Source organism: Mesorhizobium sp. EU05-FHT14A09 (assembly GCF_058790995.1).
Map to the genome: position 1 here is coordinate 657,339 of NZ_JBYTDF010000001.1, position 19,630 is coordinate 676,968.

The 19,630-nt window shown below is 60.8% G+C and carries 13 protein-coding genes and 1 pseudogene; 10 read left to right on the forward strand and 4 right to left on the reverse strand.

Annotated elements, in window-relative coordinates; translation table 11 throughout:
* The 4 genes and pseudogenes from glgB to AC3WTO_RS02970 all read left to right on the forward strand — a co-directional run.
* A pseudogene (glgB, locus tag AC3WTO_RS02955) lies at nucleotides 1–2,202 on the forward strand (1,4-alpha-glucan branching protein GlgB); the annotation flags it as partial.
* Between the two features lie 107 nt (nucleotides 2,203–2,309).
* Complete coding sequence (gene glgC / locus AC3WTO_RS02960; RefSeq protein ID WP_492459188.1) at nucleotides 2,310–3,575, forward strand: glucose-1-phosphate adenylyltransferase; 1,266 nt, start codon at nucleotides 2,310–2,312, stop codon at nucleotides 3,573–3,575.
* Nucleotides 3,576–3,578: 3 nt separating this feature from the next.
* Nucleotides 3,579–5,024, forward strand: coding sequence for a glycogen synthase GlgA (gene glgA / locus AC3WTO_RS02965; protein ID WP_492459189.1), 1,446 nt, complete (start codon nucleotides 3,579–3,581; stop codon nucleotides 5,022–5,024).
* A gap of 3 nt (nucleotides 5,025–5,027) precedes the next feature.
* Nucleotides 5,028–6,656, forward strand: a complete 1,629-nt coding sequence (locus AC3WTO_RS02970) for an alpha-D-glucose phosphate-specific phosphoglucomutase (protein ID WP_492459190.1) — start codon at nucleotides 5,028–5,030, stop codon at nucleotides 6,654–6,656.
* A 159-nt stretch (nucleotides 6,657–6,815) separates the two neighbouring features.
* Here AC3WTO_RS02970 and AC3WTO_RS02975 read toward each other — a convergent pair whose 3' ends face one another.
* Nucleotides 6,816–7,256, reverse strand: coding sequence for an SRPBCC family protein (locus tag AC3WTO_RS02975; protein WP_492459191.1), 441 nt, complete (start codon nucleotides 7,254–7,256; stop codon nucleotides 6,816–6,818).
* Between the two features lie 159 nt (nucleotides 7,257–7,415).
* Between AC3WTO_RS02975 and glgX the strand changes: the two genes are divergently transcribed.
* Together glgX and bglA are read left to right on the forward strand one after the other, a co-directional pair.
* Nucleotides 7,416–9,413, forward strand: a complete 1,998-nt coding sequence (gene glgX, locus AC3WTO_RS02980; protein ID WP_492459192.1) for a glycogen debranching protein GlgX — start codon at nucleotides 7,416–7,418, stop codon at nucleotides 9,411–9,413.
* Nucleotides 9,410–11,026 (forward strand): beta-galactosidase BglA, encoded by a 1,617-nt coding sequence (gene bglA / locus AC3WTO_RS02985; RefSeq protein ID WP_492459193.1) that lies wholly within the window; start codon nucleotides 9,410–9,412, stop codon nucleotides 11,024–11,026. Before glgX ends, bglA begins: the two co-directional genes overlap by 4 nt.
* A gap of 67 nt (nucleotides 11,027–11,093) precedes the next feature.
* Here the strand turns inward: bglA and AC3WTO_RS02990 are convergent, their stop codons facing one another.
* Nucleotides 11,094–12,851 (reverse strand): pilus assembly protein TadG-related protein, encoded by a 1,758-nt coding sequence (locus AC3WTO_RS02990; protein ID WP_492459194.1) that lies wholly within the window; start codon nucleotides 12,849–12,851, stop codon nucleotides 11,094–11,096.
* The gene (locus AC3WTO_RS02995) at nucleotides 12,851–13,312 is read right to left on the reverse strand and encodes a TadE/TadG family type IV pilus assembly protein (protein ID WP_492459195.1); all 462 of its coding nucleotides are present in this window, start codon (nucleotides 13,310–13,312) and stop codon (nucleotides 12,851–12,853) included. Before AC3WTO_RS02995 ends, AC3WTO_RS02990 begins: the two co-directional genes overlap by 1 nt.
* A 379-nt stretch (nucleotides 13,313–13,691) precedes the next feature.
* On the opposite strand from AC3WTO_RS02995, the gene AC3WTO_RS03000 reads away from it, so the two are divergent.
* The 4 genes from AC3WTO_RS03000 (at nucleotide 13,692) to AC3WTO_RS03015 (ending at nucleotide 19,023) form a co-directional block, all read left to right on the forward strand.
* Nucleotides 13,692–15,287 carry a peptide ABC transporter substrate-binding protein gene (locus AC3WTO_RS03000; RefSeq protein WP_492459196.1) on the forward strand — a complete coding sequence of 532 codons (1,596 nt, stop codon included), beginning with the start codon at nucleotides 13,692–13,694 and terminating at the stop codon, nucleotides 15,285–15,287.
* A 65-nt stretch (nucleotides 15,288–15,352) separates the two neighbouring features.
* Nucleotides 15,353–16,276, forward strand: a complete 924-nt coding sequence (locus AC3WTO_RS03005; RefSeq protein WP_492459197.1) for an ABC transporter permease subunit — start codon at nucleotides 15,353–15,355, stop codon at nucleotides 16,274–16,276.
* The gene (locus AC3WTO_RS03010; RefSeq protein ID WP_492459198.1) at nucleotides 16,269–17,402 is read left to right on the forward strand and encodes an ABC transporter permease; all 1,134 of its coding nucleotides are present in this window, start codon (nucleotides 16,269–16,271) and stop codon (nucleotides 17,400–17,402) included. Before AC3WTO_RS03005 ends, AC3WTO_RS03010 begins: the two co-directional genes overlap by 8 nt.
* Before the next feature lies 1 nt (nucleotide 17,403).
* Nucleotides 17,404–19,023: an ABC transporter ATP-binding protein gene (locus AC3WTO_RS03015; RefSeq protein ID WP_492459199.1), complete on the forward strand. Its 1,620-nt coding sequence runs from the start codon at nucleotides 17,404–17,406 to the stop codon at nucleotides 19,021–19,023.
* 75 nt (nucleotides 19,024–19,098) lie between these two features.
* On the opposite strand, the gene AC3WTO_RS03020 is transcribed toward AC3WTO_RS03015, so the two are convergent.
* A complete protein-coding gene (locus AC3WTO_RS03020; protein ID WP_492459200.1) occupies nucleotides 19,099–19,413 on the reverse strand; it encodes a YMGG-like glycine zipper-containing protein in 315 nt (104 codons plus the stop codon).
* Between the last annotated feature and the right edge of the window lie 217 nt (nucleotides 19,414–19,630).

Below are 19,630 nucleotides of genomic sequence, written 5' to 3' on the forward strand. Positions count from 1 at the left end.
TTGACAAAAAAGCCGCGCGCGACCGCGACGAGCGATCAATCTGACGGGGCGGCTTCAGCCACCGACGTCAAGGCGATTGTGGCGGGTACGCATGGCAATCCTTTCTCCGTCCTGGGCGTGCAGGAGGCCGGAGAGGGGTCTGTCGCACGGTGTTTCATTCCCGGCGCCGAGACCATCACTGTGCACACCCTGGCCGGCAAGGCGGTCGGCGAACTCTCGCGCCGCGGCGAGGCCGGCTTCTTTGAAGGACCGATCGCGGTCACCAAGCGCCAGCCCGTGAAATACCACGCCCGAAACGCCGGCGGTGACTGGTGGATCGCCGATCCTTATTCTTTCGGGCCGGTTCTCGGGCCGATCGATGACTACTACATGGCCGAAGGTTCGCATCTGCGCCTGTTCGACAAGCTGGGTGCGCATCTCATCGATCATGAAGGGGCGAGCGGCGTGCATTTCGCCGTCTGGGCACCCAATGCCAAACGCGTTTCCATCGTCGGCGATTTCAATGTATGGGATGGTCGTCGCCATCCGATGCGGCTGCGGCAGGACAGTGGCATATGGGAGATCTTCATTCCCGACCTCGGTGAAGGACGGCCCTACAAATACGAAATCGTCGGCGCAAAGGGCGTTCGCTTGCCGCTCAAGGCCGATCCCTTCGCATTCCGCTCGGAACTGCGCCCCGCCACGGCTTCGGTAACAACGGTTCCTTCCCGGCACAAATGGGGTGATGCTGCGCACCGCAAGTTCTGGCGCGAGGCGGAGGCGCGCCGCCAGGCCATTTCCATCTACGAGGTTCATGCCGGATCCTGGCAGCGCAATGAGGACGACAGCTTCCTGACCTGGGATGAACTGGCCGAGCGGCTCATTCCCTATGTCATCGACACCGGTTTCACGCACATCGAACTGCTGCCGATCTCGGAACATCCCTACGACCCATCCTGGGGCTATCAAACAACAGGGCTTTATGCGCCCACCGCCCGTTTCGGCGATCCCGAAGGTTTCGCCCGTTTCGTCGATGGCGCGCACAGGGCGGGTATCGGTGTCATTCTCGACTGGGTGCCGGCGCATTTTCCGACCGATGAATTCGGCCTGGCGAAGTTTGATGGCACCGCGCTCTACGAACATGCTGACCCACGCAAAGGCTACCAGCCTGACTGGAACACGCTCATCTACAATTTCGGCCGGCGCGAAGTGCTATCCTTTCTCGTGAACAATGCGCTCTACTGGGCCGAGAAATACCATGTCGACGGGTTGCGCGTGGATGCGGTCGCCTCGATGCTCTACCTCGATTATTCGCGCAAGGCGGGCGAGTGGATCCCCAACGAGAAGGGGGGACGCGAGAATCTCGAGGCCGTCGCCTTCCTGCAGCGCATGAACAAGGAGCTGTACGGCACGCATCCCGGCGTCATGACCATTGCCGAGGAATCCACGTCCTGGCCGAAGGTTTCGCATCCGGTGCACGAAGGCGGGCTCGGGTTCGGCTTCAAGTGGAACATGGGTTTCATGAACGACACGCTCGAATACCTTGCCCGCGAGCCGCTCTTCCGCAAGCACCATCACAACCAGATCACCTTCGGTCTGATGTATGCCTTCACCGAGAATTTCGTGCTGCCGCTCTCGCATGACGAGGTGGTGCACGGGAAATCGACACTGATCGGCAAGATGCCCGGCGATGACTGGCAGAAGTTCGCGACCCTGCGTGCCTACTACGCATTCATGTGGGGCTATCCCGGCAAGAAGCTGCTGTTCATGGGACAGGAATTCGCCCAGCGTCGCGAATGGAGCGAGGCTCGCGCGCTTGACTGGGACATGCTGCAGCACGCTCCGCATCGCGGCGTGCAGGAGGTGGTGCGCGATCTGAATCGCCTCTATCGCGAAAAGCCGGCGCTGCATGCGCGCGACTGCGAGCCGGAGGGCTTCGAGTGGCTGATTGTCGACGACGCCGAGAATTCGGTGTTTGCCTGGCTGCGCAAGGCTCCGGGCGCCAATCCAGTCGCTGTCATTTCCAATTTCACGCCGGTTCCACGCGAGAATTATCGCGTTCCGTTGCCGGAGGCGGGCACCTGGTGCGAGATCATCAACACCGACGCCGTCGCTTATGGCGGCTCGGGCAAGGGCAATGGCGGCGTTGTGGAAGCGCATGCCGAAGGCGATCGTGCGGCGGCATTGATGGTGTTGCCGCCACTGGCAACGCTGATGCTGGAATTCGTACCGGCGACCACGGGCAGGAAGGTCGAAGGACGGGCAAGTAAGGGTGCAGGGCCACGTGTGAGGAAAGCGGCGGCTCCAAGGGCAAAGCAGGGAGGTTGATAATGGCGGATTTCAAACGGTCGCAACCGCTGGCGCGCGATGCGATGGCCTATGTGCTGGCCGGCGGACGCGGCAGTCGCCTGAAAGAACTGACCGATCGGCGCGCAAAACCCGCGGTCTATTTTGGCGGCAAGACCCGCATCATCGACTTCGCGCTTTCGAATGCGCTGAACTCGGGCATCCGCCGCCTTGGGGTGGCCACCCAATACAAGGCGCACTCGCTGATCCGCCATCTGCAGCGTGGCTGGAACTTCCTGCGGCCGGAGCGCAACGAGAGTTTCGATATCCTGCCGGCCAGCCAGCGTGTTTCGGAGACGCAATGGTATGAAGGCACGGCCGACGCGGTCTACCAGAACATCGACATCATCGAAGCCTACGGGCCGGAATACATGGTCATCCTGGCCGGCGATCATATCTACAAGATGGACTACGAGTTGATGCTGCGCCAGCATGTCGATGCCGGCGCCGATGTCACGGTGGGTTGTCTCGAAGTCCCGCGCATGGAAGCGACCGGCTTCGGTGTCATGCATGTCGACAACAAGGACGCCATTCTCTCCTTCATCGAAAAGCCGGCCGATCCGCCCGGCATCCCCGACAAGCCGGACTATGCCTTGGCCTCGATGGGCATTTATGTCTTCAAGACCAAGTTCCTGATGGAACAGTTGCGCCGCGATGCCGCCGAGCCAGACTCCAGCCGTGATTTCGGCAAGGACATCATCCCTTACATCGTCCAGCACGGAAAGGCAGTGGCGCACCGTTTCGCGAAGTCCTGCGTGCGTTCGACGGCCGAGGCAGGGCCTTATTGGCGTGATGTCGGAACCATCGACGCCTATTGGGAAGCCAATATAGATCTGACCGATATCACACCCGAGCTTGACCTCTACGACCGCGACTGGCCGATCTGGACCTATGCCGAACTGAAGCCGCCGGCGAAGTTCGTGCATGACGACGAGGGCCGGCGCGGCATGGCGGTTTCGTCGCTGGTGTCGGGCGACTGCATTGTTTCGGGCGCCTCGCTGAAGCGCAGCCTGATCTTCACCGGTGCCCGTATCAATTCCTACTCCAGCCTCGACCATGTCGTGATGCTGCCGGACTGTCATGTCGGTCGCAACGCACAACTGACCAATGTCGTCATCGACCATGGCGTGCACATTCCGGAAGGTCTTGTCGTCGGTGAGGATTTGGAACTGGACCGCAAGCGTTTCCGGGTTTCGGAACGGGGTATTGTTCTGATAACGCAGGACATGATCGACAGGTTGGAAACGTAACGCATGCAGGTTCTGTCCGTCACGCCGGAGATCTTTCCGCTGGTCAAGACTGGCGGGCTCGCTGATGTCGCCGGCGCTCTGCCGGTCGCACTGGCCGGCAAGGGTGTCGCGATGCGCTCGCTCGTGCCTGGCTATCCTGTCGTGATGGATGCGCTGAAGAAAAAAAAGACGGCGGCGACCTATCAGGCACTCTATGGCGGCAAGGCCACCGTCCAGGCGGCGCAAGTGGACGGGCTTGATCTCCTGGTGCTCGACGCCCCGCATCTGTTCGACCGTGTCGGTGGGCCCTATGGTGACAGCAATGGCCGTGACTGGCAGGACAACTGGCGCCGTTTCGCGGCGTTGAGCAGGGTCGGCGGCGATATCGCCGGCGGCATCATCGAAGGCTACAAGCCCGACATCGTGCATGCCCATGACTGGCAGGCGGCAATGACGCTCGCCTACATGCGCTATGGCAAGGCGGTGGCTACACCGTCGCTGATCACCGTGCACAATCTGGCCTTCCAGGGCCAGTTCGGTGCCGGCATTTTCGGTGAGCTTGGCCTGCCGGCCGAGGCCATGAGCCTCGACGGCGTCGAATATTATGGTGGTGTGGGCTATCTGAAGGCGGGCCTGCAGGCCGCCTGGGCGATCACCACTGTCAGCCCGACCTACGCACAGGAAATCCGCGTGCCGGAATTCGGCATGGGGCTGGATGGGCTGATCAATCTCAGGGCGGCCGATCTCCACGGCATCGTGAACGGCATCGACGTCGATATCTGGAATCCGGCGTCTGACAAACACTTGGTGTCGACCTATTCTGCCGAGACACTGGTCAGGCGCGCCGCGAACCGCGCCGCGGTCGAAGAGCGCTTCAATCTCGCCAAGGACGACAGCCCGATCATCTGCGTGGTCAGCCGCCTCACCTGGCAAAAGGGCATCGACATCCTCGCGGCCATGGCCGACAGCATCGTCTCGGCCGGCGCAAGGCTCGCCGTGCTGGGATCGGGTGATCCAGGCCTCGAAGGGGCGCTGCTTGCTGCCGCTGCCCGTCATCGCGGCCGCATCGGCACCGTGATCGGTTATGACGAGGCGTTGTCGCACATCATGCAGGGTGGTTGTGACGCCATCGTCATTCCGTCCCGGTTCGAGCCGTGCGGCCTGACTCAGCTTTACGGTCTGCGTTATGGCTGTGTGCCGATGGTGGCACGTACCGGTGGGTTGGCCGACACCATCATCGATGCCAATGAGGCTGCGGTGGCTGCCGGTGTCGCCACCGGGTTCCAGTTCGCGGCCAACAGTGGCGATGCGCTGCTGCATGCTGTGCATCGGTTGATGCAGGCGCACGGCAATGCCGGCGTCTGGACCTCGATCCAGCGGCAGGGCATGAAGGCAGACGTGTCCTGGGACCGCAGCGCGGACAAATATGTCGAGCTCTATCGCTCGCTGCTTGCAAGGAAGGTTGCCTGAACGATGATCCGTACCGTCGCCACCAAGCCCTTTGACGACCAGAAGCCCGGCACATCGGGGCTGCGCAAGAAGGTGCCGGTGTTCCAGCAGGAGAACTATGTCGAGAATTTCGTGCAGTCGATCTTCGATTCACTGCAGGGCTTTCAGGGCAAGACGCTGGTGCTGGGCGGTGACGGCCGCTTCTACAACCGCGAAGTGGCGCAGAAGGTGATCGCCATTGCCGCCGCCAACGGCTTCGGCAAGGTCATGGTCGGGCAGGGCGGCATCCTGTCGACGCCGGCCGCGTCCCATGTCATCCGCAAGTACAAGGCCTTTGGCGGCATCATCCTGTCCGCCTCGCACAATCCCGGCGGTCCGCATGAAGACTTCGGCATCAAATACAATGCCGAGAACGGCGGCCCGGCGCCCGAGAAGCTCACCGATGCGATTTACGAGCGCACCAAGGTGATTGCCGAATACAGGATTGCCGACATCGCGCCTGTCGATCTCGACACGATCGGCACGGTGAAGGCGGGCGGCATGACGGTGGAGGTGATCGATTCCGTCGCCGACTATGCCGAACTGATGGCTGAGTTGTTCGACTTCGATGCGCTGCGCAGACTGTTCAAGTCCGGCTTCCGCATGCGCTTCGACGCAATGCATGCCGTCACTGGGCCCTATGCCAAGGAAATCCTGGAAACCCAACTCGGCGCGGCCGCTGGTACCTGCCGCAACTTCAAGCCGTTGCCGGATTTCGGCGGCCACCACCCGGATCCGAACCTGGTTCATGCCAAGCACCTCTATGACGAGATGATGGGGCCGGATGCGCCGGATTTCGGCGCGGCTTCCGATGGCGATGGCGACCGCAACCTGATCATCGGGAAAGGTATCTTCGTTACGCCGTCGGATTCCGTTGCCATGCTGGCTGCCAACGCGCATCTGGCGCCAGGCTACAAGGACGGTCTCAAGGGCATCGCGCGTTCCATGCCGACCAGCGGTGCGGCCGATCGTGTGGCGGAAAAGCTCGGCATCGGCATCTACGAAACGCCGACCGGCTGGAAGTTCTTCGGCAACCTGCTCGACGCCGGTATGGCGACGATCTGCGGGGAAGAGAGTGCCGGCACCGGTTCCAATCACGTGCGCGAGAAAGATGGCCTCTGGGCCGTGCTGTTGTGGCTGTCGATCCTCGCTGCGCGGGGAGAAAGTGCGAAGCAGATCGTTACCCAGCACTGGGCCGAATATGGCCGCAACTACTACTCCCGCCACGATTACGAAGAGGTCGACAGCGCCCGCGCCAATGCGCTGGTCGATGAACTGCGCGCCAGGCTGAGCTCGCTTCCAGGAACGGTTGCACGTGGCTTGAAGATCACAGCGGCCGACGACTTTTCTTACCACGATCCGGTTGATGGTTCCGTCAGCCAGAAGCAGGGCATCCGCATCCTGTTCGAAGGCGGCTCGCGCGTGGTGTTGCGGCTTTCCGGCACCGGCACGTCGGGTGCGACACTGCGTGTCTATATCGAACGCTATGAGCCGGATCAGTCCAAACACGGCCTCGACACCCAGGAGGCACTGGCCGACCTTATTGCCGCCGCCGACGACATCGCCGGGATCAGGCGCCATACAGGCCGCGACAAGCCGAGCGTCATCACCTGAGCCGTCTCCCGAAGAGGAGACGGTGTTTCGCTCTCAGCAGGACCAGAGCGTTTCCGTTTTTCACGGAAACGCGGAAACGCTCAAAGTTTTTGTTTTCGCCGCATTTTTGTAACGCCAAGTGATCCACTTGGCCACAAAATGCTTCAGGAGGCTGCAGGACTAGGGAATGTTGGGCTCGACCACATTGGCAAGCTGCAGCAGCGACTCCTGCCAGCCGAGATAGCAGCCGGCCTCCGGGATCAGGTCCGGTATGCCGGCCTGCTCTACCCTGATGTCGGTACCGCAGAAGACCTCGGTGAGTTCCACCGTGACCTTGATCTCTCCCGGCAGGTTGGGATCATCGAAGCGGTCTGTGTAGACGAGCTTGCGGTTGGGTTCGAGTTCGAGAAATTCACCGCCGAAGGAATGTGCATGGCCGGTCGTATAGTTCCTGAACGCCATGCGGAAGGTGCCGCCAACCCTGGCGTCGACATGCTGGACGCTGCATAGGAAGCCGTAGGGCGGCAGCCAACGAGCCAAGGCGTCTGCATCAAGGAAGGCGCGATAGACTTTTTCGGGTGGAGCTTTCAGGACACGGTGCAAGCGGATGGTGTAGGGCACGACTTCCTCCTGATCGGTTGCCGTTGAGAAATTCGGGTGAACAGCCGGTATCGACTTTCTGAAACAAGGTGATGAAACGCGCTATTTCGCGTCACGGCAAGCTTGTTAGTGTTGCTTGCCGACGAGTCGCATACAACACCGAATTCATCGCAGGAGCGCATGGTCCCCGCCACACTCGGAGCACGACCCGACAAATCCGGGACCGAATTTGAAGTCTGGTCCAGCCGTGCCGGGACGGTCGAGCTTTGCCTCTTTGATGCCACCGATCGCGAGATCGAGCGCTTGCCGATGGCACCTGGCGGGGACGGGGTCTTCCAACTGCACGTGAAGGGCATCAAGCCAGGCTCACGCTACGGCTATCGCGCCGATGGAGAGTATGATCCCGCACGGGGCCTATGGTTCGATCCGGACAAATTGCTTGTCGATCCTTATGCCGTCGCCATTGACCGTCCCTACGTCTACGATGCCACGCTAGGGACGCGTCGCGGGACGGGCGGCGACACTGCGCCTTTGATGCCGAAGGCGGTTGTTACGGCCTTGCCTGATGCATCGCCGGCGCCGCCGCCACTGTTCCAGCCGGGCGGGCTGATCTACGAACTGCCGGTGCGGGCCTTTTCGATGTGCCATCCGGATGTGCCGGAGAAGGATCGCGGCACGCTGCGCGCTCTGGCGCATCCTGTTGTCATTGATCACCTCAAGAAAATCGGCGTTTCCGCGGTTGAACTGCTGCCGGTGACGGCAAAGATCGACGAACGCCATCTGCCGCCACTCGGCCTGACCAATGCCTGGGGCTACAACCCCGTCAGCTTCATGGCGCTGGATCCACATCTGGCGCCTGGAGGCATTGCCGACCTGCGCGTGGCCACGGATGCGCTGCGCAAGGCGGGTATCGGCGTCATCCTCGATCTGGTCTTCAACCATACCGGCGAGAGCGACGAGCACGGCCCAACCCTGTCACTGCGCGGCCTCGACAATCTTGCCTATTATCGTCACGCGCCTGACGGTCGGCTGATCAACGACACTGGCACCGGCAACACGCTTGCCTGTGACCACCCGGCAGTGCGCGATCTGGTGCTGGCAAGCTTGCGCCATTTCGTGCGCCACGCCGGTGTCGACGGTTTCCGTTTCGACCTCGCTCCCGTGCTCGGGCGTGGCGACGACGGTTTCGCGCCGGATGCACCGCTGCTTGCGGCCATGCGTGCCGATCCGGTTCTGTCGGACAGGATCCTGATTGCCGAGCCGTGGGACATCGGGCCGGGTGGCTACCAGCTCGGTCGGTTCGGTTCCCCCTTTCTCGAATGGAACGACAAATACCGCGACGATGTTCGCCGGTTCTGGCGCGGCGGCGCCGGTTTGGTCGGGCGTCTGGCGACCCGGCTGGCCGGGTCTTCGGATGTTTTCGTCGGTGAAAAACAAAGCCGCAGCGTGAATTTCGTGGCCGCCCACGACGGCATGACGCTCGCCGACCTCGTGCGCTACGAGAAAAAGCACAACGAGGCCAATGGCGAGGCCAACCGTGACGGCCACGACGAGAACCTCTCCTGGAACTTCGGCGTCGAAGGCGAAAGCGCGGAGCCCCGGATCGTTGCTCGACGGGCCGGCGACCAGCGCGCACTGATCGCGACCCTGTTTGCCTCCCGGGGCACCATCATGCTGACCGCCGGCGACGAATTCGGCCGAAGCCAACACGGCAACAACAACGCCTATGCGCAGGACAACGACCTGACTTGGCTGGACTGGGACAGGCGCGACCGGGGTCTGGAAGACTATGTCGCCGCGCTAACGACTTTGCGCCGTAACCTGCCTGCGTTGCGTGACACGGCCTTTTTGACAGGTCAGCCACGGGGTGGCGACGGGGTGCCTGATGTCGTCTGGATGACGGAGACCGGTCTGCCGATGGACGAGGCTGCCTGGAATGACCCGGGTCGGCATCGCCTGGTTATGGTGCTGGCGGACGCCAATGGCGATGGGGGACGTCTCGCCGTTCTGGTCAATGGCGACCGGCGATCCTCGACCTTCGCACTGCCATTGCGTGACGGTTATCGGTGGTTCGATGCGCTTGATCCTGCTGCATCTGCCGAAGCGTGGCATCGGGTCGAGAGCAGGGCGGTGGTTTTCATGGTCGAGCGCAGGTCGGATGGAGGTGAGCCAAGATGACCAATCCCGGAAGCGAATGGTGGCGCGGCTGCGTCATCTACCAGATCTATCCGCGCTCCTTCCAGGATACGACCGGTGACGGCAGTGGTGACCTCAAGGGTGTGACGACGCGGCTTGCTCATGTCGCCTCTCTTGGCGTCGACGCGGTCTGGCTCTCGCCGTTCTTCAAGTCTCCCATGGCTGACATGGGCTATGATGTCTCCGATTACCGGGCTGTCGATCCCATCTTCGGTTCTTTGGAGGATTTCGATGCGCTGCTGGCCGAGGCGCATCGGTTGGGGCTGAAGGTCATCATCGACCAGGTGCTGTCGCACACGTCGGACCAGCATGATTGGTTCAGGCAAAGCCGCTCCAGCCGCGACAATGCAAAGGCGGATTGGTACGTCTGGGCCGAAGCCAGGCCGGATGGCTCGCCCCCGAACAACTGGTTGTCGGTGTTCGGAGGGCCGGCCTGGGAATGGGACGCGACACGCCGGCAGTACTACATGCACAATTTCCTCGCTGCCCAGCCGGATCTCAATTTTCACAATCCGGCGGTGCAGGACGCGCTTCTGGACAGCGTTCGGTTCTGGCTTGATCGTGGCGTCCACGGCTTCCGCCTCGATACGGTGAATTATTATGTCCACGACCGCTGGCTGCGCTCCAACCCACCCCTGACCGCAAGCCTTGCTGGAACGTTGATCGAAACCAACCCCTATCTTTTTCAGGAACATCTGTTCGACAAGACGCGCCCGGAAAATCTCGAATTCCTGAAGCGGTTCCGCGCCTTGATCGATGAGTACGACAACCGCGCCGTGGTCGGAGAGGTCGGCGATGAAGGTCGGTCGCTGCAGACCATGGCGGCCTACACATCAGGCATCGATCGCCTGAACATGTGCTACACCTTCGATTTTCTCGGGCAGGCGTTTTCGGCAGGACATATACGCGGCTGTGTCGAAGCGTTCGAGGCTGCAGCGCCGCAGGGCTGGGCGTGCTGGGCTTTTTCCAACCACGACGTCGTGCGCCATGTCAGCCGCTGGACGCCGCCTGGCGGAGATGCCGACGCTGTGGCGAGATTCGCCATTCGGTTAATCGCCTGCCTGCGTGGTTCGATCTGCCTCTACCAGGGCGAAGAGCTTGGATTGCCCGAGGCCGAGCTTGCCTTCGAAGATCTGCGTGATCCCTACGGCATTCGTTTCTGGCCAGCCTTCAAGGGGCGCGATGGTTGCCGAACGCCGATGCCCTGGGCGGCTGGCGCTGAAAACTCCGGCTTCTCAAGCGCGAAGCCATGGCTGCCGATTTCGCCTGAGCACAATACTCGTGCCGTCGACGTTCAAAACGGTAGCGACGAAAGCGTGCTCGCTGCTTATCGTGCCGCGCTGGCTTTGCGGCGGCAGCATCCGGTGCTCGCGACGGGCACGATCCGCTTCCTGGGAACGGACAGCAATGTTCTGGCCTTCCTGCGCGAGGGGAAGGGGGAGCAACTGCTGTGCGTCTTCAATTTCGCGCATGAAGACGTCGCGTGGACACCGCCGGCAGGCGTTGGCGACGTCTTTGATCTTGACGGTGCGCCGGCCTCGTTTGATGGCGGGAAACTGCCGCCGCTCGGGGCGTTTGTGGCCAGGCTGGCCTGAAAATGCGCAGACGGCGGGAGAGCAATCGCCATCCCGCCGTCTTGAGACGTTTCAAGTTTTCCAGGCTCTACTGCACCAGCACCGATCGGCCGCAGGTTGCGCCGGTCACGCGCACGTCGGCTTCGCCAAGTGTAATCCCCAGGGAGTTGAGCAGGCTGAACAAGATCGCATCGACCTGTGACGTCACGCTTGTCAGCAAAGGCAGGACGGCTGTCTTCAGCGGATCGAGAACGATGTCCAGAAGGCTTATAGGCGCTCCCAGCAGGTAGGGCTTCAATTCCAGTCCGGTTAGCAGCGAAGAGGTCAGCGACGTCGCGAAGTCTTTGGTCGATGTTTTCTTGATGCGCTTGGCGGTGATGTCGGCATCGTCGAAAACAAGTGTCGTTGGCGTCATGTTGCCGCTGCTGACATGGGCTTTGGCTCTCAGCTCCAGAAGGTCGAGTTTGATCAGTCCAAGTATGTTGATGTTGGCTGCTACGACGCTGGCATCGCTGAAGCTCTGAGGTTTGGTGAAATCGGCAAAGTCCGAACTGGTATTCTTGGCGAGATAGGCCTCGACGATGCCGGGCCGTGCCGCAATCGTTACCTTTCGGCTTTCCGGGCGACCGGTCGGGCAGCTTATGTCCATGAGCTCGGCTTCGGCGTAGGCCACCTCGACATTGAGCGGGATCGAGACGCTGACGATCTTGATGCCAGTGGACACATTGCTGGAGCCAACGGTCACCTCAAGCTTCAGGCGTGTCTGCGCGGTGCGGACTTTGGCACCCTTTTCGCCAACCGTCAGCCAGGGCGTCGACTGCGGTGGCTCGCCGACGGCGACCTTCGCAACGACCTCGAGCAGGCCCGGCAGTGAAATACCGGTGTTGAGGTCGATTTGTTTGGCGCCTCCCGCAAGATTGGCTGCTGCCTTGACGATGGAGAGAGCATCCGCATCGATCGTCAAGCCGGCAGGGCGCTGGCCAAGGCCCACTCGGCCGACATTGCCGAGATCGATGAGATGATCCAGCGGGATCTTGATGGCATTGGTGGCGCCCGCCACCATGGTTTGCAGCGCGAGTTTGCTGCGTGAATCAAGCCCGGGAATATTGGCCATGGCGCCGATGATCTGGGTCAGTGTCGCCTTGGAGGCCAGCACGTTGGAGTAGCTGACACCGGTCAGATTGAGCTTGATGGCAAGCTGATCGAGGAAGGACAACACATTGACGTCGGCTCCGATCAGCGCGTTGTAGTCCATTACGTTCAGCGAGATGTTGGTGCCCAGCGCATCGCCCAGAATGCTGTTGAGCAGGGGACTGCTCGACGTATCGACCGCGGCGAGCCGCGAGCCGATCGAGAACGCGGCTTGTGGCGTCGTCGAGGCGATCGCATCGCTGCGGATCATTGGCGGATCCATGAAGGCACCGCCAAAATACATGGTGCCGATCTTCTGCACCGAAATCGAAACGGCATTGAAAGGTGTCTTGTTGGCTTCGAAACGTTGGCCAACCGCCAGGCTTGGCGTGTAGCGTCCCCGCACGACACTCACCACAGGCTTGCCTTGTGCGGGCGCACCGGTGCCGATCACCGCGCCGGTCAGTCCGTTGTCACTCAGCGTATTCAGGACAGCTTGTTCGGCATTGGTGATGTTGGTGCCGCCTGCGATGGCCGCGAGGTCTGTGATCGACTGCACGGCACGCCGCTCTGTATAGAGCGCGCCTTCGTCGACAGCGACAGCCGTGACTGCCAGCATTATCGGCATGCAGAGTGCCGCCATGACGGCAAAGTTCGCGTTGCGATCCGGCAGGAAACGCCGGGTCGCAACGGTCAGGATCGAATGGATGCGCATCATATGCCCCCGACGCGGATCGTGGATTGGCGCGCAATGTTGGTGCCCGGCAGTTGCAGGCCGGACAAAAGGTTCCAGATCGGTAGGTTGCGCGCATCGTAAGTCACGGAAACCACGAACTGGTTGCCGTCCGCGCTGCTGTCCTGGGCGACCACCGTAAGCTTGGTGGGATCGACGAACGGATAGCCGGCCGCGTTGTTGGCCAGGAACGTGGTAACGAGCGATTGACGCTCGGTCTGGTTCAGACCGCCGACCGCGGTGCGGGCCGCATCCGCGGCGATCTGTTGTACGGAATGGCTGGCACCGAAATAAATTCCGTATGCAACCATTCCGAGTAGAAAGAGAATGAACAGCGGCGCAAGCAAAGCGAATTCAATCGCCGATGTTCCTTCGTCGTTATCTTTCCATCTCGAAATTCTCGAGCGGAGAGGGAAAGTTGAGCCTCCTCGTATACTATGCATGCTTTCTCCCGCCTAAAAAAGAAAAGCCTACAAAAGTACATTCGAAAGTAACCGGGGGTTGCTTAATGTCACATTAATATTTTGGGCGGGTGTCAAAGGAGTTGGGTTTTTATCGCGCTAAGGCGAATAATGGTTAGTTATGGGTTACGTATTTGATTTTATTAATCTTTCGAAACATCTGCACAACTATCGATGAAAGATGACGCTGGGGAAGGTTGAAGGTGTGTTGAAATAAAAATTCGCGGCGTTAGTGTCTGCGCATCTGCTGCGGAGAGGGAACCGCGGCTCGCCCCAGGAGAGGCCGGTGAACGGTCTGCGGGTGTCAACGTCCCGCGAGCCCCAGCAGGCTGGCTCGCATGAGAAAGGGAGTATTGTTTCAATGCTGAAAACCATGCTGAGGGCGACTGTGTTCGCCTCTACGCTTGCTTTGGCAAGCGGTGCCTTCCACGCGGCGGCATTCGCCGAAGTGGTCTACAATCGCGGCAGCGCGGCCGAGCCGGAAACCGTCGATCCGCACAAGACGTCGACGGTTTACGAAGCCCATGTGCTGCGCGACCTGTTCGAAGGTCTGGTCATGCAGGACGCCAAGGCCGATCTCATCCCTGGCGCCGCCGAAAGCTGGACCATCTCCGACGACGGCAAGACCTACACTTTCAAGCTGCGCAAGGATGCGGTCTGGTCGGACGGCAGCCCGGTGACGGCAGATGATTTCGTCTATGCCTTCCGTCGCCTGGAAGATCCCGCGACCGGCGCTGAATACGCCTCGATGTTGTATCCCGTGGTCAAGGCTGAGGACGTCAACAAGGGCAAGGCCAAGCCTGAGGAGATGGGGATCAAGGCGGTCGACCCCTTGACCCTCGAAGTCAAGCTGAACGCGCCGACGCCTTATTTCCTCGAAATGCTGACCCACCAGGCCGCTTACCCGGTCAACAAGGCGTCGATCGAAAAACTGGGCGCGGAATGGGTGAAGCCGGGCAAGCTTGTCTCCAACGGCGCCTACACGCTGGCCGAGTGGGTACCGAACGATCACATCAAGATGGTCAAGAACCCGAAATTCCACGATGCCGCCAACGTCAAGATCGATGTGGTCAACTTCATCCCAACCGAAGACCGCTCCTCGGCAATGAAGCGCTTCGAGGCTGGCGAGATGGACAGCTACGACGATCTGCCGACCGAGCAGTTGCCTGACCTCAAGGCGAAGTTCGGTGACCAGATCCGCGTCGCGCCTTACCTCGGTACCTATTACTACGCGATCAAGACCGACAAGAAGCCGTGGGACAACGTTGAACTGCGCAACGCCATCTCCGAGGCCATCGACCGCGATTTCCTGGCTGAGAAGGTCTGGAACAATTCAATGTTCCCCGGCTATTCGATGGTGCCGCCCGGCATCAAGGGCTACACGCCTGCCATGGCCAAATTCGCTGAGAAGTCGCAGATCGACCGCGAGGATGAAGCCAAGAAGGTTCTGGAAAAGCTCGGCTACGGCCCGAGCAACCCGTTGAAGATGGAAATCCGCTACAACACCTCCGAGAACCACAAGAACACCGCCGTCGCCATCCAGGAACAGCTGAAGCCGCTGGGCGTCGAGGTCACTCTGCTCAACACCGACACCAAGACCCACTACGGCTTCCTGGAGCAGAAGGGCAATTACGACGTTGCCCGCGCTGCCTGGATCGCCGACTATCAGGATCCGGAAACCTTCCTCGGCATCACCCGCAAGGACAGTGGCAACAACTATTCGAGCTACAACAGCCCGAAGTTCGAAGAAGCCATGAACAAGGCCGCTGCTGCCGGTGGCAATCCGGAAGAGCGCATGAAGCTGCTGAGCGAGGCTGAACGCGTCATGATCGACGAAGTCGGTCAGATCCCGCTGCTCTATTATAGCTTCCACAACATCGTTTCTCCGAAGTTGCACGGCTTCGAAGACAACGTGATGGACGTGCATCCTTCGCGCTTCATCAGCAAAGACCAATAATCCGCACGGACCGCCGTCTCCTTCCGGAGACGGCGGCTTCCCTGCGCTGGTGAGGTCTGGCGACAATGTTGATTTACGTGTTCCGGCGGCTTCTGACCGCTATCCCGACGCTATTCGTGATCGTTACGCTGGCGTTCTTTCTGATCCGGGTGGCCCCTGGTGGCCCCTTCAACCAGGAGCGTGGACTAAGTCCCGTCATCAAGGCCAATCTTGAGGCCCAGTTCGGTCTCAATGATCCGCTCTGGAAACAATACCTGAATTATCTCAACAACTTGCTGCACGGTAGTTTCGGGCCGAGCTACAATCTGCCTGACTTCACCGTTGGTGAGCTGTTCTGGAAAGGCTTGCCGATTTCGATCCAGCTCGGCACCTCTGCACTGATCCTTGCGTTGATCCTGGGGTCCATCCTCGGCGTCACTGCCGCGCTCAATCAAAACAAGACTGGCGACTATGCGGTGATCGCGGTTGCGACCGCCGGTTCCACCATTCCCACCTTCGTCATCGCGCCCCTGATCCAGCTTGTCTTTGGGCTAAGCTGGAAACTGCTGCCGATCGGCGGCTGGGGCGATGGCGCCCTGATCAACAAGATCGGCCCGGTGATCACGCTGGCGTTGCCGCAGATCGCCATCGTGGCGCGGCTGATGCGTGGCTCGATGATCGAATCCTTGCGGTCGCATCACATCCGAACGGCGCGGGCACTGGGTCTTTCGGACTGGTCGGTGGTGGTCAAGCATGCTTTGCGCGGCGCGTTGCTGCCGATCATCTCTTATGCCGGCCCCGCTGCAGCGGCACTGCTCACCGGTTCCATCGTGGTCGAAACCATCTTCTCGATACCCGGTGTCGGTCGTTACTTTGTCGATGCGGCGCTCAACCGCGACTATACGCTGGTTATGGGCACGGTGGTTGTGATCGCCATCTTCACGATCATCTTCAATCTGATCGTCGATATCCTCTACGCCGTGGTTGACCCGAGGGTGCGCTATGACTGAGATCGCAGCCACCTCAGCTCCTCCTCCCTTGACCGTTGTGGGCCGTTCGCTCTGGGGCGACGCCTGGGCACGATTGAAAGCCAATCGGGCGGCCATGTTCAGCCTCTGTTATCTCATCCTGATGGGGCTGGTCTGCATCATCGGTCCCTGGTTCGTGCCGCACCAGTACACGACCATCTATTCCGACTATGTGCGCACGCCGCCGAGCTTTTCCGCCTATCCGAAGGAAGAGATGATCAAGACGGCGCTCGACGATGTGGTCCGGCGCATGCGTGTCGACGTCAAGGACGTGAAGCAGGATGGGAGCAACCTGACCATCACGCTGAGCTCGTCCAAGCCGATCGATGAACGATATCTTCGCTACCTCGATCGCTCGGATACGTTCGATGGCGCCCAGGTGCTGAGCAAGTCGCCGGAAGGCAACGAACTCGTCATCGGCACGACGGTGCGGCAGGCCTATTTCTTCTTCGGCACCGACAATATCGGCCGTGACCTGTTGTCTCGCACCCTTGTGGCTGGCCGCATCTCGTTGGCCATCGGCCTGCTTGCCGGCGTCGTCGCCGTCGTGATCGGCGTGCTCTACGGCGCCACGGCGGGTTTTTCCGGCGGCAAGGTCGATGAAGTGATGATGCGCATCGTCGATGTACTCTATTCGCTACCCTTCATCTTCTTCGTCATCATGCTGGTGGTGTTCTTCGGGCGAAATTTCGTGCTGATGTTCCTAGCCGTCGGCGCGGTGCTCTGGCTGGACATGGCGCGCATCGTGCGTGGCCAGGCATTGTCCATCCGCCGGCAGGAATATGTGCAGGCAGCCGAAGCGCTTGGGGTTGGCCAGCGCGGCATTTTGCTGCGTCACGTTATCCCCAACCTGCTCGGGCCGGTCGTCATTTACATGACGTTGCTGGTGCCGCAGGTCATCATCCTGGAAAGCTTCCTGTCGTTCCTCGGTCTGGGCGTGCAGGAACCGATGACCAGCTGGGGCGTGCTCATCTCCGCGGGCGCCAAGAATATCGGCACCGCCAACTGGTTGCTGCTGTTCCCCGCCTTCTTCCTTGTCTCGACGCTGTTCGCACTGAACTTCGTCGGCGATGGCCTGCGCGATGCGCTCGATCCGAAGGACCGTTGAGATGGCTGCTGCAGAAACCGTTCTCGATGTTCGCGACCTCAAGGTTCGTTTCCGCACGCTCGATGGTGCCGTGGAAGCCGTGAAAGGCATCAACATCAACGTGAAAGCCGGCGAAACCGTCGCCGTCGTTGGTGAATCGGGCTCCGGCAAAAGCCAGACCATGATGGCTGCGATGGGCCTGCTGGCGTCCAACGGCGAAGCGACCGGCACGGTCGACTATCGCGGCTCGAACCTGCTCACCATGCGCAAGAGCGAGCTCAACAAGGTGCGCGGCCGCAAGATCAGCATGATCTTCCAGGAGCCGATGACTTCGCTCGATCCGCTCTACACGATCGGCAACCAGTTGATGGAGCCGATCCGGCGCCATCGCGGTCTGAGTGCTGCGGCCGCACGCGAGGAGGCGCTGAAACTGTTGCGCCTCGTCCACATCCCTGATCCAGAGCGGCGGCTGAAATCCTATCCGCACGAAATGTCGGGCGGCCAGCGTCAGCGTGTGATGATCGCCATGGCGCTTGCCAATGATCCGGACATTCTGATCGCCGACGAGCCGACGACGGCGCTGGACGTGACCATCCAGGCCCAGATCCTGGTGCTGTTGGCTGAGCTGCAGAAGAAACTCGGCATGGCCATCGTCTTCATCACGCACGACCTTGGCATCGTGCGCCGCTTCGCCGACCGCGTCTATGTGATGCGTTCCGGGGAAGTGGTGGAGGAAGGGGAGGCGACTGCGCTTTTCGCCAACCCGCAGCATCCCTACACCAGGATGCTGCTGGCTGCCGAACCCACCGGTCACAAGGCGGCTCCGGCCCCCGATGCACCGGTTCTGCTCGAAGGGCGCAAGGTCGAAGTCACCTTCAAGATCGGCGGCGGCTTCTTGGCAGGCGATCCGGTCATCCTGCGTGCTGTCGATGACATTTCCATTCGCCTCAAGCGCAACCAGACCATCGGCATCGTCGGCGAATCCGGTTCGGGCAAGTCGACGCTTGGTCGTGCATTGCTGCGGCTCCTGCCAAGTGACGGGCAGATCCGTTTCGGCGACAACGACATTTCCGGCGCAGACAAACAGGCAATGCGGCCGTTGCGCCGTCAACTGCAACTGGTGTTCCAGGATCCGTTCGGTTCGTTGTCGCCGCGCATGACGGTCGGCCAGATCATCACCGAAGGACTTCTGGTGCATGAACCTGCGTTGTCGTCCAGGGAGCGCGACCATCGAGCGGTGGAAGCGTTGAAGGAAGTTGGCCTCGATCCAGTCATGCGCAACCGCTATCCGCATGAATTTTCAGGCGGCCAGCGCCAGCGCATAGCCATCGCCCGCGCGATGATCCTGAAACCAAAAGTGGTGGTTCTGGATGAACCGACATCGGCACTTGATCGCTCGGTGCAGAAACAGATCGTGGAATTGCTGCGCAAGCTGCAGGCCGACCACGACCTGTCCTATCTGTTCATCAGCCACGATCTCGCCGTGGTGCGGGCGATGGCCGACTACATCATCGTCATGAAGCAGGGCAAGATTGTCGAGGAAGGTCCAACGGACGCCATTTTCGACCATCCGCACGAGAAGTACACGCAGACGCTGATGGCCGCGGCGATCGATTCAACCCGCTTCCGGGCAAGTGCCTGACAGGTTGAACGCGTTTGCAAAAGAAAAGGCCCCGGAACCTGATGGAACCGGGGCTTTTCCATTCTGGCGGCTATTTCAGTAGTTGCCGTTGTAATATCGATCGTCGCAGGGCGCGGTGTAGACGCGGCCATAGCGATCCTGGTAGCGGCACATCTCCTGGCCACGGCGTTGTGGTGTCGTTGAACTGCCCACGGCCGCACCCAGCAACGCGCCGGCACCGGCTCCGATCAGGGTGCTCTTGGTGTCGCGGCCGATCGCCTGGCCGACCAGCGCGCCGCCGGCGCCGCCGATCAGCGCGCCCGTGCCGGCCCGCTGCCCTTGTTCCGATGTCTCGCAGCCCGCGAGCGCGACCGCCATCAGCATGGCGGTAATGGTTGTATGAAGTCGCATCGCGAAATCCTCTCATGAAGCCCCACCGTTGCCCTGAAAGGTCATTGCGGCGGAACGGGGGCAGCTAATCATGTCGTGACCAGCGGCAACGCAACGTGATCGGCATATCCCGACGCTGACAATTGAACTGCGTGGCAGAATGTCGGCGGCTTGATCGATGGTTATTGAAACCAGGCCGAATTCAATCTGCATATTCTCGATGCACCGGCCGGCGCTG

Bases quoted from the DNA above. Each gene is read 5' to 3' on its own strand.
- AC3WTO_RS03000 (WP_492459196.1), top strand. From the start codon at position 13,692: ATGCTGAAAACCATGCTGAGGGCGACTGTGTTCGCCTCTACGCTTGCT.
- glgC (WP_492459188.1), top strand. From the start codon at position 2,310: ATGGCGGATTTCAAACGGTCGCAACCGCTGGCGCGCGATGCGATGGCC.
- AC3WTO_RS03010 (WP_492459198.1), top strand. From the start codon at position 16,269: ATGACTGAGATCGCAGCCACCTCAGCTCCTCCTCCCTTGACCGTTGTG.
- AC3WTO_RS03015 (WP_492459199.1), top strand. From the start codon at position 17,404: ATGGCTGCTGCAGAAACCGTTCTCGATGTTCGCGACCTCAAGGTTCGT.
- AC3WTO_RS03020 (WP_492459200.1), bottom strand. From the start codon at position 19,413: ATGCGACTTCATACAACCATTACCGCCATGCTGATGGCGGTCGCGCTC.
- AC3WTO_RS02990 (WP_492459194.1), bottom strand. From the start codon at position 12,851: ATGCGCATCCATTCGATCCTGACCGTTGCGACCCGGCGTTTCCTGCCG.
- bglA (WP_492459193.1), top strand. From the start codon at position 9,410: ATGACCAATCCCGGAAGCGAATGGTGGCGCGGCTGCGTCATCTACCAG.
- glgX (WP_492459192.1), top strand. From the start codon at position 7,416: ATGGTCCCCGCCACACTCGGAGCACGACCCGACAAATCCGGGACCGAA.
- glgA (WP_492459189.1), top strand. From the start codon at position 3,579: ATGCAGGTTCTGTCCGTCACGCCGGAGATCTTTCCGCTGGTCAAGACT.
- AC3WTO_RS02995 (WP_492459195.1), bottom strand. From the start codon at position 13,312: ATGCATAGTATACGAGGAGGCTCAACTTTCCCTCTCCGCTCGAGAATT.
- AC3WTO_RS03005 (WP_492459197.1), top strand. From the start codon at position 15,353: ATGTTGATTTACGTGTTCCGGCGGCTTCTGACCGCTATCCCGACGCTA.
- AC3WTO_RS02970 (WP_492459190.1), top strand. From the start codon at position 5,028: ATGATCCGTACCGTCGCCACCAAGCCCTTTGACGACCAGAAGCCCGGC.